9 protein-coding genes and 1 pseudogene are annotated in these 16,634 nt (G+C 71.7%); 8 read left to right on the forward strand and 2 right to left on the reverse strand.

Annotated elements, in window-relative coordinates; all coding sequences use genetic code 11:
* Nucleotides 1–278: 278 nt before the first annotated feature.
* The 8 genes and pseudogenes from ACIBK8_RS08740 to ACIBK8_RS08775 all read left to right on the forward strand — a co-directional run bounded on the left by ACIBK8_RS08740 (nt 279) and on the right by ACIBK8_RS08775 (nt 13,221).
* Entirely contained in the window at nt 279–2,822 is a 2,544-nt protein-coding gene (locus tag ACIBK8_RS08740) for an ATP-binding protein (RefSeq protein WP_399040950.1), read from the forward strand.
* 131 nt (nt 2,823–2,953) lie between these two features.
* Nucleotides 2,954–3,358: a pyridoxamine 5'-phosphate oxidase family protein gene (locus tag ACIBK8_RS08745; RefSeq protein WP_399040951.1), complete on the forward strand. Its 405-nt coding sequence runs from the start codon at nt 2,954–2,956 to the stop codon at nt 3,356–3,358.
* A gap of 379 nt (nt 3,359–3,737) precedes the next feature.
* Nucleotides 3,738–5,159: pseudogene (locus tag ACIBK8_RS08750) on the forward strand (hypothetical protein); the annotation flags it as partial.
* Between the two features lie 492 nt (nt 5,160–5,651).
* Nucleotides 5,652–6,935, forward strand: a complete 1,284-nt coding sequence (locus ACIBK8_RS08755; protein ID WP_399040952.1) for a CHAT domain-containing protein — start codon at nt 5,652–5,654, stop codon at nt 6,933–6,935.
* A complete protein-coding gene (locus ACIBK8_RS08760) occupies nt 6,932–7,963 on the forward strand; it encodes a hypothetical protein (RefSeq protein ID WP_399040953.1) in 1,032 nt (343 codons plus the stop codon). The genes ACIBK8_RS08755 and ACIBK8_RS08760 overlap by 4 nt, the downstream gene beginning before the upstream one ends.
* A 222-nt stretch (nt 7,964–8,185) precedes the next feature.
* Nucleotides 8,186–8,338 carry a hypothetical protein gene (locus ACIBK8_RS08765; RefSeq protein WP_399040954.1) on the forward strand — a complete coding sequence of 51 codons (153 nt, stop codon included), beginning with the start codon at nt 8,186–8,188 and terminating at the stop codon, nt 8,336–8,338.
* 102 nt (nt 8,339–8,440) lie between these two features.
* On the forward strand, nt 8,441–11,848 hold the full coding sequence (locus ACIBK8_RS08770) for a lantibiotic dehydratase (RefSeq protein ID WP_399040955.1): 3,408 nt from the start codon (nt 8,441–8,443) through the stop codon (nt 11,846–11,848).
* Nucleotides 11,848–13,221 carry a lanthionine synthetase C family protein gene (locus tag ACIBK8_RS08775; protein ID WP_399040957.1) on the forward strand — a complete coding sequence of 458 codons (1,374 nt, stop codon included), beginning with the start codon at nt 11,848–11,850 and terminating at the stop codon, nt 13,219–13,221. Before ACIBK8_RS08770 ends, ACIBK8_RS08775 begins: the two co-directional genes overlap by 1 nt.
* Before the next feature lie 56 nt (nt 13,222–13,277).
* On the opposite strand, the gene ACIBK8_RS08780 is transcribed toward ACIBK8_RS08775, so the two are convergent.
* Both ACIBK8_RS08780 and ACIBK8_RS08785 read right to left on the reverse strand, forming a co-directional pair.
* On the reverse strand, nt 13,278–14,999 hold the full coding sequence (locus ACIBK8_RS08780) for a styrene monooxygenase/indole monooxygenase family protein (protein WP_399040958.1): 1,722 nt from the start codon (nt 14,997–14,999) through the stop codon (nt 13,278–13,280).
* A gap of 81 nt (nt 15,000–15,080) precedes the next feature.
* Nucleotides 15,081–16,301: a styrene monooxygenase/indole monooxygenase family protein gene (locus tag ACIBK8_RS08785; protein ID WP_399040959.1), complete on the reverse strand. Its 1,221-nt coding sequence runs from the start codon at nt 16,299–16,301 to the stop codon at nt 15,081–15,083.
* Nucleotides 16,302–16,634 lie beyond the last annotated feature (333 nt).

A 16,634-nucleotide genomic window follows, 5' to 3' on the forward strand; every position in this document is an offset into this window, starting at 1 on the left:
TGTGTCACGGTTGGCACGTCATGTGCCGGATGTTGATGCGCGGGGGTGTGCGGGGTGGAGTCGGTATCGGCGGTGCACGATGAGATCAGCGGCGGCACGTTTCACCGTCCGGTTCTGCGGGCTGGAAGTGTCTCCGGTGTGTCCTTCGCGGCGCCGCCTGCCCCGCCGTCGGCTCCGGCGCGGGACGGCGAGGCGGAACTGCCCGAGGCCGGGCGGTGAGCGGGGCCGGGGCTCCGGGTGGTCCGGGGCCGAGGACGCACAACGAGATCAGCGGTGGGGTGTTCTTCAGCGCCGTCATCCAGGGCGAGCACCTCACCGTGCAGCTACCGCGAGAGATCACCCCGGCCCTGTCCGGACTTCCGTCCTGCTCCCCGGCGTTCACCGGGCGCGAGGACGAACTGGCTGTCCTCTCCGCCGTGCTGGCCCCCTCGGCGTCCGGGCAGCCGCATGCCGGCACGGCGCCGCTGGCCGTCGTGACCGGGCTGGGCGGGGTGGGGAAGACCGAGTTGGCACTCCAGTCGGCGCACCGGGCGAGGGCACGTCAGGACTGGTTCCCCGGCGGGGTCCTCTTCACCCAGCTCTTCGGGTACGACCCCGAACGCCGGGTGACTCCCGAACAGGCGCTGGCCTCGATGCTGCGTGCCCTGGGTCTGCCCGGCGAACATGTTCCGGCCACGCTGGAGGACCGCGCCCGTCTCTACCGTTCGGTGCTGTCCGCATACGCCGATGAGGGGCGCCGTATCCTCGTCGTCCTGGACAACGCCCGCGACACCGAACAGGTCGCCCCGCTACTCCCGGGCGACCCGCGCGTCCCCGCGCTCGTCACTTCCCGGCAAACCCTCACCGATCTCGACGCCCGCCTGGTCGGCCTGGACAGTCTCGACGAGCCCACCGCCGTGGACCTGCTGCGGCGCACCCTCCACCAGGCACATGGGGCCAGTGATACCCGCGTCGACGCGGAGCCGGGGCAGGCCGCCGTCCTCGTGTCCCTGTGCGGCGGCCTGCCGTTGGCCCTTCGCATCGCCGGCGCGCTGCTCATCGAGACTCCGGCCCGGCCGCTGTCCTCGCTCACGGACGCCTTCCGGGACGCGGGCAGGCGGCTGCGGCGCATGGAGAGCGGCACGCTGGCCCTACGGACCGCCTTCGACCTGTCCTACGCGCAGCTGCCCGCCGCCCAGGCCCGCCTGTTTCGGATGCTGCCGCTGAACCCCGGTCCCGACCTGACCACCGAGGCCGCTGCCCACCTGACCGGGACGGACCACGACGGGGCCGAAGAGTTGCTCCGCGCCCTGGCGCGCGCCCATCTGATCGAGCCCGGACTGACGTACGGGCGCTGGCGGCTGCACGACCTTGCCCGGCTCTACGCCGACGAACTGGGGCGTGGCCACGCGGCGGAGGACGGACGTACCCCGGCACTCGGACGCCTGCTGGACCACTACGTCGACACCGCCGAGGCCGCGGACGCCCACCTGACCCCGCCGTTCGGGGGCGGTCCGTTCGCCACCCGTCACGAGGCGGTGCGGTGGCTCGACGCCGAACGCCCCAACCTGCTCGCCGCCGCATCCCTCGCCTCCGCACGCGGCCGGGCGGACACGGTCTTCCGGATGCACGTCGCGCTGGGCACGTACTTGAACCTGACGCGTCACTACGAGGAATGGCGCACCGTTTCTGTAGCCGCACGGCACAGCGCCCTCGACGCTTACCAACTCGTCGACGCAGCCTCGGCGTTGAACAACGAGGGCTTGGCGCTGCAAGGGCTGCGGCGATTCGATGAGGCCGTCGAGGTCCACACTCGCGCCGCCGAGGCCTTCGCGGAACTCGGCCACCCCCACGCGGAGGCCATGGCGCTGGACAACCTGGGAACCGCACTGCGGAACCTGTGGCGGATCGACGAGGCCATCGAGGCCCACACCCGCGCCGCCACGTTCTTCCGCCAAGCGGGCGACCGGCACCAGGAGGCCACGACCCTCGGCAATCTCGGGAACGCGCTACGCGCCGTGCGGCGATTCGCCGAGGCCGCCGAGTACCACGAACGGGCCGTCGCCGCCGGCGGGGAGAGCGGCGACAGGCACGGTGAGGCCATCGCCATCGGCGGGCTCGGCAGCGCCCTACTGGGCTTGAGGCGATACGACGAGGCCATCTCGGCGTACACCCGGCAACTGGCGATCTACCGGGAGACAGGCCACCCACCTGGGCAGGCGCGCGCACTCGGCAATCTCGGGCACGTGCTGCGCGACGTCCGGCGGTACGACGAGGCCATCTCGGCCCACATCCAGGCCGCGGAGCTGTACAGGAAGGCAGGGGACCTGCACGGCGAGGGCATCGCCTACTCCGGGCTCGGCCTCGACTTGCTGAAGACCGGCAGCCACGAGGAGGCCGTCACCACCCTGCACCGTGCCGCGGGGATCCACCGTGAGACCGGCGAACTGAACGGCGAGGCGGTCGCCCTGTGCAACCTCGCAAGCGCGCTGCAGCACACCGGCCGCCTCTTTGAGGCGATCGACGCGGCGGAGCGGTCCGCAGCCCGCTACCGAGAGACCGGCGACGGGCACGGCGAAGCGCTCGCTCTCCACTGTCTTGGCAACGTCCTGTGGGAAACCGGCCGCTATGAGGAATCCGCCGAAGCCCACGGCCGCTCCGCCGCCCTCTTCCAGGAGGTGGGGGACAGGAGAAGCGAGATGACTTCGCTGCTCAATCTCCGCACCGTCCTCACACGGCTCGGCCGGCAGGACGAGGCGACCCGGGTCCACCGCCGCGCCGCGGAACTGAACCACGTTCCCAAGCCTCCTCCCGGTCTGCCGCCGGCGCCGCGGAAACCATGAACTGCGGATCCCCGTATGTCCGCCGTCGGGCCGCACCTAGACATCGTTTCTGCTGGGTGTGCTGAGACCTAGGAAATTGGTCTGGTTCACCGCCCGATGTACTTCATCAGAAGCACTGGTCGAATGGGCGCATGAGTGATCTTGCAAACCTGCCTGGGCCGGCCGTCCGCGCGCGGCTGGCCACGGAGAAGAATGTCTGGCTGTGCACCGTGCGGCCGGATGGTTCTGCTCATGTGACGCCCGTCTGGTTCGTCTACGAGGCCGCCAGGTGGTGGATCGGTGCGGATCACAGCGCAGTCAAGGTCAGGAATATTCAGGCCGAGCCGCGCGTCTCCCTGGCCTTGGAGGACGGCCGGTCGCCGGTCGTCGCCGAAGGAGACGTGTCGCTGATCCGGGACCGGTTCCCCTCTGAGGTCGTGACTGCGTTCGAGGAGAAGTACGGGTGGGACGTAACGGTCCCTGATCGCCCAGGAGGCATGAGGGTGCTCCTGGAAGTGCGCGTACGTCGTTGGTTGCTGGCCGGTACGGCTCAGTGACTGCGGCAAGGACTGCCTCGCATCCTGAGTCGACGGCAACCGTCGACGGCAACCGATGAGGGTTGCGGCGATGCCGGCGACTTGTCCGCGTGCAGTTTTGCCGGCCGCCGGTGGAGTGGGCCTCGGCGTGAGCGAAGGGGCGGGATGCCGCGTACTTCCTGAAGGCCGGCCGCCCCACCGGTGTCACCGACCCCGACTGCCGATCCTGACCTCGATGAACTGCCGGCCGCGCGCCTCCATACACGGCTGCTGCACGTGGCCATCGCCGACGTCGACTGTACTCAAGTCCGCGCCCACCGAAGTCCGTTGAGGGATTCCCCGGCATCAATCCAACAGGCTCCGGCTTGGGTTCTCAGGTGTGACCGGGGAGACTGGCCTCGTGACGTCCCGTGATCCGCGCGACTCCAGGCTCCGATTCGTTCCCAGGCGACCCCTGGCTGCTCCCCGAGCGGCGGCCAGGGGCCGTGGGTGGCGTCCGGCGCCCCGGCCGCCGGAGGGCACGCCCTCGACCGCGGAACTGGCTCGCCTGGCCCGCGCCGACCTCGCCGCCGCGGCCCGTGTCGCCCACTGGGCTGCCGGACTCCGCCTCCACCATGACGGCGTGTGCCCGCACGGCAAGGGCGCTCTCCTTGACGCGCACGTCCAGCAGGCGGCCCTCGCCTTGGATCTGACAGCGGCTCAGTTCCGCATCGGCTGGGACACCGCCCGCCTTGCCGGCTTGGTCGAGGTGCACGGCGGCAGTGCCCGTCCCGGCCGTCCGCTGCGGACCTGGGACAGCGACGACAGCGGCGTACTGCGTGCTTGGGTCGCCCTCTTCGACGCCTGGTCGCTCGCTTATCCGGAACCTGCGGGGCACGGGCCCGACGCCGTTGCCGATGTCGTCGAGGCCATGCATCAGGTGCTCTCCTTGCTCCAACTGTCCGCCGGTGCCGTCCCCATGGAGCCACTCCTCGACCTCCTGGAACAGCGGGTCACCGAACTTCGCGCCGAACGGTGCGAAGCTGCCCGCAGTTCCCGGCCCGAGCCCACGGGCCCCAGCTCCTCGGTGGCCTCATCCGACGTCGACCCGGCAGAGGCCGCCGAGGAGACGGCGCTCGCCCCGCTCCTCGACTGGGCACTGCGCGCCCTCGCCGCCGTCGGTGCCCTCACCTATGACGACGGGCAGGCCACGCTCACGCCGCTCGGCAGCTGGGCGGTCTGGGTCAAGCTGGAACAGATCTGCGTGGCCGCGCAGAGTCCGGTCAGTCATATCGAACAGTCCGCGCCGGTGATGCTGCGCGGCTGTGCCCGGCTCTCCCCGGGCCCGGCCCGCGCCGAGTACCGCGCCTGGCTCGCCGCCCGCCCCGTCGGCAGCGCCGTCACCGAACTCCTCGACGCCGCCCGCGGGGATGACGCCCTGCTGCGCGGCCTGGCCTTCGAGGTGCTGCGCGTCGTCGGCGCACCCGCCGAGCCCGCCGTTCACTCAGTGGCAGAGGAGCCGACGCTGCGGCCGTACGCCCTGCTCTGGCTCGCCGAGCACGAGGGCGTCGACCCCGAGGACGCGCTCGACGTCCTCACCAGGGAAGAGGCCACGTGGCTCTGGGTCGATACCGCCGCCGCCGTCGCCGACCACGGTGAGGCCCCGCTGCTCGTGCGGCATCTGGAGTCCGCACCCCAGCCGACCATCCCCGCGCTCCTCGACGAGGTCCGCGCCATCGATCACCCCCGCACCGTGCAGGTACTGGTCGCACTCGCCGCCGCACACCCCGACCCCGCCCTGGCCAAGGCGGTACGCCGTGCCGCCTTCCAGATGCATGTCGGGATGCCGTTGGCGGGCCCCGCACGGCCGACGGGCGTCAGTGCCGAGCCCCCTGCGCGTACGGACACCCGCGGTGCGGAGGACACGGCGCATCCCGCGCTCCCGGCGCCGCCGCGCTGCCGAGCCCACCTCATGCTCCTGGACGACGACCCCCGTGCGGGGATCCCGGTCCGCCTGACCGTGCAGCTGGTGGCCGAGTCCGCGCATCCCTGGGGCCGCCCGGGTGCCAGGCCGCCGCTGGACGTCGTGGCCGTGCCGCTGAGCAGCGCGGATGTCGTACCGGCCACGGTGCTGTACGGCCCGGGAGACGCCGAAACCGCTCAGTTCCGCGTCACGGCTGCGGAGCCCGGCACACACCGGATCCGGTTCACTTTTCTGCACCACGGCACCGGCGTCGTCCTGCAGCAGGTGGAGGCGGACCTGGACCTCGCGGCTGCCGATCCCACCAGGGTGGGGAAGAGACAGCTGCGGCCGCACCAGGGGAGGGCCTGACCGGTGCCGAGCCCCTTGATCACGCGCGTCGTCCAGGACCCCAGCGATGGCTTCCGCTTCCTGCCGCATCTGGAGACCGAGCCGCCCGATCTCCGCGTCAGTTTCGATGTCCTCGGCGGCGGCCGGATCCGGGCCCGCATGACGGGCACATCCGTTCCCGCGCTCATGGGCACCGAGCACAAGGCCGACCTGAGAGCCAGGCCCGACGAGGTCCACGGCGCGGCGGCCCGGCTCTGCGCCCGTTGGAAGGAGCGGTTCGTCGACTTCCAGCCGGTCGACGACCGCGGCCGGGCCCTGCGGGAGCGGCGGCGCCCGTACGCGGTGCCGGCGGATCTCAGCAGCGAACCGGAAGGCGAACTCCGCACGGTGGTGGCCGATTTGGCCCGCGGCGGAGAGTCCCTGCTGTTCGACACCCTGCTGCGCGGAGACGACGCGCGGATCGAGACGTTCCGCACCTATCTCCGCGCGGCCTTGTCCAGGGAAGGGCTACGGGTACGTTTCGATTCCGATCTGCAGCTCCCCTGGCCGATGCTCTGCACCGGCGAGCAACCCGCCGCGTCCGCCACCACCCTCGGCGCGCTCTTCTCCCGCTTCCTCGGCCACCGGCATCAGATCGAGCACACGGGCGACGCCTACGCGTGGATCGGACCGCCCCGCACGGCACAGCGGCAGCCCGCCGTCAGCCTGAACCACGACGGCCGCGTGGGCAGCGCGACCCGGGCGGACGAAGTGGCGAAAGCGCTGGCGGAAGGCACGGAATGCACCGTGCGCACGACGTACGAGGAACTGGTCCGCGACTTCGGCAATCCGCATCTGGACGAGCAGTTGATGTACTTCTGGTGCCACGGCGAGTTCATCGGCAACGAGCCGGAACCCCGCGTCCTGGCCATCAGGCTCACGGATGGCACCCCCTTCGACGGCCACACCGTACGCGAGCTGCGGGCCCGCCACCGCAACAGCAGCTTCCGGCCGCTCGTCCTGCTCAACGCCTGCCACGCCGGAGTCGCCGGAGCGAGCGCGGACCGTGCCTTCCTGGGCCGCATGCTCATCGAGCACGGCGCGCAAGGTGTGCTCGGGCCGCATATCGCGATGCCGCAGGCGTTCGCCGCCGAGTACGCGCTGGAGTTCGTCAGGCGCTACCTGCGCGGCGAGCAGACCGCAGGCAGGATCGCGCACGAGCTGGCCCGGCACTTCGCGGCCCGGTACCGCAACCCCCTGGGCTTCGCCTACGGGCTGCACGGCGGCATGGACTCCCGCCTGGAACTGACAAGCGGAGGCGACACGTGAGCCCTGACGCCGTGGCCGTCGAGACCGTTGACCTGGACGACAGCGGCTGGCTGCTCGACACCCACACCGGTGAGCCGGTGCCCGACCACCGGTTGCACACCTACTTCACGGAGCGCCTCGCCCCGCCCGCCTGGGCGACGGACATCGTCGTCTACGTGCACGGCTGGCAGACGTCCCCCGGATCCGCTCACCGCGCCGCCGAACGGCTGCTGACCCTGGCGCACGGCAACCTGACGGTGGCCCCGGACCGGTATCCGGCCCTGGCAGCCGGGGGCTTCAACCCGTGGTGTGTGGTGGTGCGCTGGCCGTCGTCCAGCCCCGTCACCCCTGCCGGCTACCGCAGGATCCGGGACCGGGCGCACGCGATGGGAGCGCCTGACGGCGACGGACATGCCGCGTACATCCTGGGCCGGCTGCTCGGCTATGTGGACGCGGAACGCGCCGACCCCGATGCGGCACCGGTACTGGCCAACCGCGACGGGCAGTACCTCCACCTCGTCGGGCACTCCTTCGGCTGCCGGTTCCTGTGCGAGGCGGTGCAGTGGGCGGCGGACCCCCGGCGCGAGGACACGCTCGCCTGGAGCACGGCGGGCCGTTCACCGCACCATCCGTTCACCGCGGACAGCATGCTGCTGTTCCAGATGGCCGCCCGCCGCGACGCGTTCCTCTCCCTCTTCCCCCACGTCCTGCCGAGCGACCGGCACGACGGCGCGCCGCTGCGGGGCCCCATCGTCGCCACGTACTCCCGCCACGACCGGGCGACCGGGTTCTGGCACCTGCGGGCGGAACGGCAGCACGGCATCGGGCACTCCGGGATCGGCCCGGCACCCGCGCCCATGTTCACCACGCGCCTGCTGCCGCTCGACGAGCGGTATCCGCTTGCCGCGCTCGACCACCGCTTCGTCAACGTCGACGCCTCCGACGTGTACGTCCGCGGTCGCCGCCTCAGCCCGGCGGGGGCCCACTCCGACCATGTGCGCCCGGAGTCGGCCCATCTGCTGCTGACCCTCGCGGACCACTCGCGCTGACCGACCCGTGCCGGATACCCGGTCCGGCGCCCGAGCCCGGCTCCCCGGTGAGGGCTGCCGAAGCCGGGCGGCTCGGTCCAGCCCCTTGCCGACGGGGCATGCATCCACTTTCCTGCCGGGTATGGACGGTGGGGCTGCTGCCGATCGGGGGTGCCGGCGGCAAGACCGCCCCGCCGCCGCACGCCTCAACGCGCACCCTCCGCCGAGCGAAAGGAACGCGTCATGAACTTCGACCTGGTCGTGAGCGAGAAGACGGACGACGTCTTCGACCTGGACGTACAGGAGGTGGCCACCCCGGTCTCGTCCGCTGTCACTCGGGATACGGCTGACACCTGCGTGGCCGACACCTGCGGCCCCTGTACCGACCTCTGCTGAGTGCTCCTGGAGTGGAGACCGCGGGCGCCTCTCTCCTGCGGGAGGGGCGCCCGTTTCGACCGACCCGATGCGGTAAGGGCAGCAGACACCCAGGGGGAAGACTTGGCACAGCAGCAGTCGGCTTACTCCTGCGCCGGATTCGCTCTCCTTCGCGCCCCTGTTCTCCCTGCGTCCCGCGCGCAGTGGACCGGCGGGCCCGGCACCGAGGACCCCACCGCCACCGCCGCCACGGAACCGAATCCGGCCCAACTCATCGGGTATCTGCGAGAGATGGCCGCGGACCCCGTGATGCGGGAGGCGGTGGCGGTTTCCTCTCCCTCGCTGACTCACCGCTGGAACGAGGTGCTCGACGGCGAACGGCGGACGAGGCGCCGGGACCTGGTCCGCGTGGCACGGGCACTGACCGCGTACCGGATCCGTATGGCGACACGTCCCACACCGTTCGGGCTGATGGCCGGGGTGGCGATGGCGCGGATCTCCCAGGGGACGCAGGCGGAAGAGGGAGGCGTGGCAGGCAGCCGGGGCAGGGCAGCGAGTGCAGCGGCAGGCAGGGGCGCGGGCCCGACCGGGGCCAAGGTGCGCTTCGGATCCCGGCACCGGCGCGCGGCTCGCCCGGACCGCGGGTGGATCACAGGTCTGACCGCGGACTGGGAACGCCGGCCCGAACTCCTGCGCCATCTCCGCGTGATGGCCAACAACCTGTGCTTCCCCCGTGGTGGCCGCCTGGTGCTGCCGTATGCGCCGGACAACGGAAGCGATGCGGACGGCGGGGCGCCGGGGGGCGGCCCGGACGCCGTGCGCGAGGTGAGCGTGCGGTACACGGACGCGGTCCGCGCCGTGTGGGAGCAGACACGTGTCCCCGTACGCTACGCCGATCTGGCACAGCGGCTGGCCGGACTCTTCCCGCACGGGGCCGACGGAGCGATCGACGGACTGCTACGCCAACTCGTGGAGAAGGAACTGCTGCTGAGCGAGTTGCGGCCCCCGTTGGACGCCGTCGACCCCCTCGGCCACCTGCTGTCCGTACTCGACCGGATACCTCCGGAGGTGCTGGCGGACACACTCCCGGAATACGGACAACTCCGCGCCGTGGAGCAGGCGTTGGCGCGCTACTCCGACTGCCTCATCGGTGAGGGCGGCGCGGCCTGGGAATCGGTCACCTCGGCCATGCGTCAACTGCGCGACGCGAAACTGCTGGTGCATGTGGACCTCGCCCTGGACGTGGAGGTCACCCTGCCGGACCGGGTCGCAGCGGAAGCGGAACGCGCCGCGGATCTCCTGTGGAGGCTGGCGCCGCAGGCACCGCCGGAAAACTCACCCCTGGCGCGGTATCACGAGGAGTTCGTGGAGCGTTACGGACGCGAACAGGCCGTCCCGGTCCTGGAGTTGCTCGACCCCGAGGCGGGGCTCGGCGCGCCCGCCGGGTACCGGCAGCCTCCCGGTCACCGCCCCGATCCGCCCGCGCCCCACCGGGAAACCGAACGGGACATGCTGCTGCTGCAGTATGCCCAAGAGGTCCTGATGGCAGGTGAGTCCGAGCTGGTGCTCACCGATGACCATCCGCTCGTCACCCGTCTCTCCCGGCGCCGGGCGGAGGACGGCGCTCCGCCGCCCGCCGCATTGGAGCTGTTCACCCGCCTGCTGGCCGAATCCACCGACGCGCTGGAAGTCGGAGACTTCCAGCTCCTCGTGGAGAGAGGCTCCGCCCCGGCAGGGGCGACCTTCGGGCGGTTTGCCTACCTGCTGCCGGAGCAGGACCGCGCCGCGCTGGACAGGCTCGTCCGACCGGAGCACCGCCCCGAATCCGCCCCGCTGCGCGCCCAGTTGTCCTTCCAGGCCCGCCATGCCAGGGGAGCCAATGTGGCGCAGGTGCCACGGATGCTGGCACACCAGATCCCCGCCGGCGTCTTCGCGGACGGTGAACCAGCGGCAGAAGGCGACACGAGCGCCGTCCTGCACCTGGACGACCTCGGCGTCATGGCCGACCACCGCCGTCTGCGCATCGTACGGCTCTGCGACGGGCGGGAGGTCGAGCCGACGGTCTTCCACCGTCTCAACACCTCTGCGCACGGGCCCAACGTGGCCCGCTTCCTGAGTGAGGTCCCGCGCTTCGGCGTGCGTTCCTGGCGGCCCTGGACGTGGAGCGCGGCCGAAGACCTGCCGCACACCCCGCGCGTACGGTACGGACGCTGCGTACTCGTCCCCGCGCGCTGGCGGCCGACCGAGGAACTGCTCGACCAGGACATCCCCTTCGAGGCGTGGGCCGACGGCGTACAGGCGTGGCGGGCACGCTGGCGGGTGCCCGAACGCGTCTGCCTGACCTACCACGACCAGCGGTTGGAGCTGACACTCACCTGCGAGCCCCATCTGCGGCTGCTGCGGCACGAGTTGGGCCGCCGCCCCCAGGCGCAGATCTTCGAGGCGCCGGAGTCCGCTCCCTCAGCGACGGGCTGGCTGTCAGGCCCCGAGGAAGCGCACCGCAACGAGCTGATCTTCCCCCTGCTGGCCCGCCCGGACGCCGTCACTGCCAGGACCGCGGCCCCGGAAGAGGACCCCGTCCGGACGGCGCCACAGCCCCACCCGGCTGCCCGGCACCGCCCGCTCCCGTGCCGCGCCGAGCGCGAGCACCTGCCCGGCGGCGAATGGCTCTACGCCCTGGTGTACTGCGGCCCCGAGCGTCATGACGAGCTCATCGCCGGCCACCTGCCCCGGCTGCTGGCAGCTCTCCCGGCCGATGTGGACCGCTGGTTCTTCCTCCGCTACCGGGACCGGGAAGGCGGCCCGCACCTCCGCCTCCGCTTTCACGGCGAGCCCCGGACGCTCGCGGCACACGTACTGCCGGGCCTGAACCGATGGGCCGGCGACCTGCGGGACACCGGACTGATCCGGGACGTCTCGCTGCGTGCCTACGCGCCGGAGCTGGCACGCTACGGCGGCCCCCAAGCCATCGAGGCGGCCGAGTCCGTCTTCGCCGCCGACAGCCGCGCCGTCATCGAAACCTTCGCCCTGCGCGGCAGCGGTCGTCTCACGTTGGAGCCGGTGCTGCTGTGCGCCGCCGGCTGTCTCGACATGGCCCGAGCGTTCTTCGGGACGTACGACGGGAGCCGGGCGTACGACGGGGGACCGGCGTACGCGGAAGACTGGCAGGACTGGCTTCTGCACACCTTCCCCAAAGGCGAGCAGCACAAGGAGTTCCAGCAGCGCCGCCGCGAGGCCGTCGGCCTTCTCGACCCGTACGGTGACTGGGCCGAACTCCGGTCCCGCCCGGGAGGAGCGGAGCTGCTGTCCGTCTGGGAGCGACGCCGAGGGGCGCTGGCCGACTACCGCCGTTCCCTGGACGGCCCGGGGCCCAAGGCGTGGACACCGGCCGAGCGTGTAGTGCCCTCGTTGTTTCACATGCACCACAACCGGCTCATCGGCATCGACCAAGACGCCGAGCGCGCCTCGCTCGCCCTCGTCCGTGGTGCCGTACAAGCCCACCGCGACCGCCGCAGGAAGGGTTCCCCGTGATGCCCCGCACGACCGTGCCCGCCCCGCTCCCGCCCGACGCCGCTGAGGACCAGGCCCGTACACGGGAACGCGCCCGCCGCACCGTCCGCGAACTGGCCGCACGCCTCTCCGACCCCGACGACGTCGTCAAGGTGACCACCCGGCCCGACAACCTGGACCGCCATCCCGGCAAGCCCGGCCCCAGGTCTCCGTGGACCCCTCTCACCCTCGCCGAAGGCCACACCGGCGTGGCCCTGCTCTTCGCGGAACTTTCCCGCGCGGACGCGGCGTATCGGACCACCGGCCACGCCCATCTGGCCGCCGCAGCAGGCGAAGTGGGCACACCGACCGCGAGCGGCCTCTTCTACGGTGTGCCATCCCTCGCCTTCGCCGCCCGCATCAGCCGACACGCCCCGGACGACTACGCGCGGCTTCTGGAACGTCTCGACGCGAAGGTGACCGCGCGGTTGCGTGCCGACCTCGCCCAGGAGCACGCCCGTCTGGACGCCGGGCGGCCCGGCGTGGCCATGAGCACCTACGACGTCATCTCCGGAGCCACCGGACTTGGCCGCTATCTCCTCCTCGCCGAACCGCGTCACCACGACCTTCTCGCCGGCACCCTCACCTACCTCATCCGCCTGACCCACCCCGTCACCGCACACGGGCATTCCGTCCCCGGCTGGTGGGTGCCCACCCAGCCCTCTCCCGTACCCGACCCCCGATTCGCCCGCGGCCACCTCAACCTCGGTCTCGCACACGGCATCTGCGGCCCGTTGGCCCTGCTGTCCCTCGCCTGGGAAGCCGGTGTCCGGGTTCCCGGCCAGCTACCGGCCATCGCCCGCATCGCTGAACACCTTCTGGACCACCAGCTCGACACCGGCCTGTGGCCACGCGCCATCGGCTTCGACGACTTCACTCGCGGCACCTGGACACCCGGGCACGGGGACGCGCAAGTTGCCTGGTGTTACGGCACTCCTGGCGTGGCCCGCACGCTCCACCTCGCCGGCCGCGCTCTGCACCGCCCCGACTGGCAGGAACGCGCCGTACGTGGGCTCGACTCCGCCCTCAGCCTGTCACCGCGCCTGCCCGGCAACTCCCTGTGCCACGGCCGGGCCGGGCTCCTCCACATCACCTCGCTCATGGCCCACGACAGCGCTGACCCCCACCTCACCGCGCACCTGCCCGGCCTGGCCAACACCCTGCTCGACGCCTACGACCCGGCGCACCCCTTCGGCTACCGCCACGACACTCCCAAGCTCCCGGCGGACCAGCTGGTCGCTCCCCACCGCGCCGGTTTCCTCCAGGGCACCGCAGGCATCGCCCTCGCCCTCCACACCTTCGCCACCCCGTCCCCTCCGCCCCGCCCCTGGGACGCCGCCCTCCTCCTCAAGTGATGGACGGGGCGTCACCCGCCGGTGGTGCAGATGGGCGGCCACACCGGCCTGCTCGTTCACAGATCCGGATGCTTCGTCGCCACGTGGTAGTACCCCGAGTGGAACACCAGAGGAGCGCCGCCGTCGGCCTCGTACTGTTCGACCTCGCCGAGGAAGACGATGTGGTCGCCGGCGTCGAGGCGTTGGACGGTGCGGCATTGGAAGCGGGCGACCGCGCCGTCCAGGAGAGGGGTGCCGGCGATGCCGCGGGTGGTGGGGGTGCTGCGGAATTTGTCGTCGGCCGGGGTGGCGAACTGGCGGGAGATGTGGTGCTGGTCGGCGGCCAGTACGTGGACGGCGAAGTGCGAGGCGTCGGTGAAGTCCGGGAGGCTCGGGCTGTTCTTGCCGGGGCACCACAGGACGAGCGGCGGGTCCAAGGAGACGGAGGTGAAGGAGTTCGCGGTCATGCCGACGTTGCGGCCGTCGGGGGAGCGGGCCGTCACCACGGTCACGCCGGTGGCGTACTGGCCCAGCGCGCGGCGCAGTTCGCGGCTGTCGAAGCGGGCGGCGTGCTGAGTGCGCTTCTCGGCGAGGAAGCGGTGTGCCTCGGCCTCCTCGAACCACCAGCGGTAGAGGGTGCGCGGGTCGTCGAATCCGGCCGCGATGGCGGCTGCGACCGAGGGGATTTCGGCCGCCGCGGTGAGGAGTTCGCGATGGTGCGGACTCAGGTCGGCCAGGAGGGAGTTGGTCCAGCCGACGGCCCATTGCGCCCAGCCGCGCCAGAAGGTGTCGAAGGTGCGCTGCATCCACTGCGGGGTGAATTCGGCGGTGCCGTGGCGGATGATGCTGTCGAGGTAGTGGGCCGCGGCCTGGGCCGCGGTGTTCGAACCCTGGCCGGTGATCGGGTCGTTGAGGACGACGGCGTCCGCCATGCCGAGGACGTGTCGGCCGGAGGCCAGACGGGCGACGGGGTGCCGGACGGTCGGAGTGACCCTGCCGCGCAGCACGCCCGCGCTGTCGGTGAGGCGGGCGTGCCGGCAGCGCTCGTACTCATCGGGGAAGAACCGGTGGAGGATCTCCAGTGAGCGGGCGAGGTGGCCTTCGGGTGTGCGGATGTCGTCCCAGCAGTCCATCGGGCCGCCGGGCACACCTTCGAAGACCATGATGTCGCAGGGGCCGGTGGTGGTGAGGGCGGGGAAGGAGAAATATTCGCCGACGCCGGGGACCAGGCGGTAGTGGACGGCGGCCTCCCCATCCCGTGGCGCCGTTCCCGTGACGTACGTCAGAGCCAGCGCACGGCGCGGCCGGTCGTACGGGGAGAGTTCGGAGTCGCGCGGGAAGAGCCCGCTCAGCTCGCCCTTGCCCGTCGAGACCACGACGAGATCGTGCGTACGGGCGTACCACTCCAGGTCGTGGACGTCCGCCTCGTGCAGCACGACCTCGCCGCGGCCGTCCGCGAACTGCTCCAGCCAGGCGGCACACTTGACCCGCTGGTCGACGGAGCGGGCGTGGCCCTCCAGCGGCGCGCGCCAGGAGACGTCCGGAGTGCCGTGCGGACCGATGAGAGAGAACGCGATGCCGGAGATGCCCGGGGCCCGGTCCTCCCAGTGGTGCAGGCCGAGTTCGCGCTCGCTCTGCAGCGCGGTGTCGAACATGCACTGGCTGGACATGACCGGGCCGCCACGTATCTCGTCGGGGCCGCGGTCGGTGACCAGGGTGACGTCATAGCCGTGCGCCTGTAGCCCCAGGGCGAGTTGGGCCCCCGCCTGCCCGGCGCCGATCACCGCGATCCTTCTCATGTCCTGCTGTCCTGCTCTCGTGACGTATCTGTCTCTGACGACGGGTTGTCAGATGGCGAGGATCCATCTCCTGCCGTGCGCTCAGGAATGAACCTCATCCAGGTAGTGCTTCGCGGCGACCGGGTCCATGAACCAGTGGAAGAAGTCGCGCGGGTCGTCGAATCCGTTGACGAAGCGGGCGGCGATACGGGAGTTGGCGCTCGCCGCGCCGAAGAGCTCCAGGACGTGCTGCGGCGGGGCGCCGAGCATCGCGTTGGTCCAGGCCGTGGCGGACTGCGCGTTGTCCCAGAAGCGGCCGAAGGCCAGCTCCATGAACGCGGCGTCGTACGGGCGCTCGCCGTGGTCCAGGATGGTGGCGAGGTAGGAGGCCGCGCATTTCGAGGCGTTGTTGGACCCCTGGCCGGTGACCGGGTCGTTGAGGACGACGACGTCGGCGAGGCCGAGCAGCTGCGCGCCGGAGGGCAGCGTGGCGACGGGCTTGCGGACGGTCGGCGCGAAGCGGCCCGCGAGGGTGTCGTTCCCGTCCGTGAGTGCGACATCGGTGCAGCGCTCGGCCTCCCACGGGACGTACGTCCGCAGCAGCTCCTGGAACTTCGCCAACTGCTGGTCGGGGGCGAGCCCGTCGAAGCAGTCGAGCGGGCCACCCGGGATGCCCTCGAAGAACATGATGTCGCAGGGGCCGCTGGTGGTGAGGCTGGGCATGGTGAAGTACTCGCCCGCACCAGGGATGACGTTGAAGCTGACGCCGGGGCGGTCGGGCAGCGGTGCCATACCGGTGACGTACGCCAGGGCCAGCGCGCGCTGCGGAGCGTCGTACGGGGAGCGCCGGGCGTCCCGCTCGAACAGCCCGGCTATCCCGCCCTTGCCGGCCGCGACGATCACCAGGTCGGACTCGGCGGCGTAGCGCTCCAGGTCCGCGATGCCGGCCTCGCAGAGTTCCAGACGGCCGCCGCGGCGCGCGAACTCACCCATCCAGAGCGGCATTTTGACGCGCTGGTCGACGGAGCGGGCGGTGGCGTCGAGGCGGGCGCCGAAGGAGAGCGCCCGGCCGCCCTGGCCGTCGGCGATGTTCACACCGAGCCCGGCGATCGGCGGGCAGGCGTCGCCCCAGAAGTCGAGGCCGAGGCTGCGCTCGTGGGCCAGCGCGGTGCCGAACATGGCCTGGCTGGACATGACCCGGCCCTCGCGGATCTGGTCTCCGGTGCGGTTGGACACGAGGGTGACGTCGTAACCGTGGGCGATCAGACCGATACCGAGCTGGAGGCCGGCCTGGCCTGCTCCGACGATGGTGATCTTGCGCATGAGGGGGACCTCCGGGGACGAGTTGTGCGGTTTCAGGTGGTGCCGTGCAGTGCCGTGCAGTTCCGTGCGCCGGGATGGCGTCTCGGCGACGTGGCGGCGTCAATGAGTGGGGGAGGGTGTGCGGAATGCGGCTGCCCGCCGGGGGGGGGCGGGCAGCCGCGGGAAGCCGGGTCACCCGAAGGACCGGGGGATGGTCTCCGGGTCACCCGGCCGACTGGAGGGGCCCGAGCCGGGGCGGCAGCGGCAAGGGGACCGCGACGTGCGCGGGTACGGCCTCGGCGGCCCCCGCCGCACCGGTCGCGCGTGGCACATGCGGCGCGCACGCGACGGGCT

Source organism: Streptomyces sp. NPDC050161, assembly GCF_044460025.1.
Classification (GTDB): Bacteria; Actinomycetota; Actinomycetes; order Streptomycetales; family Streptomycetaceae; genus Streptomyces.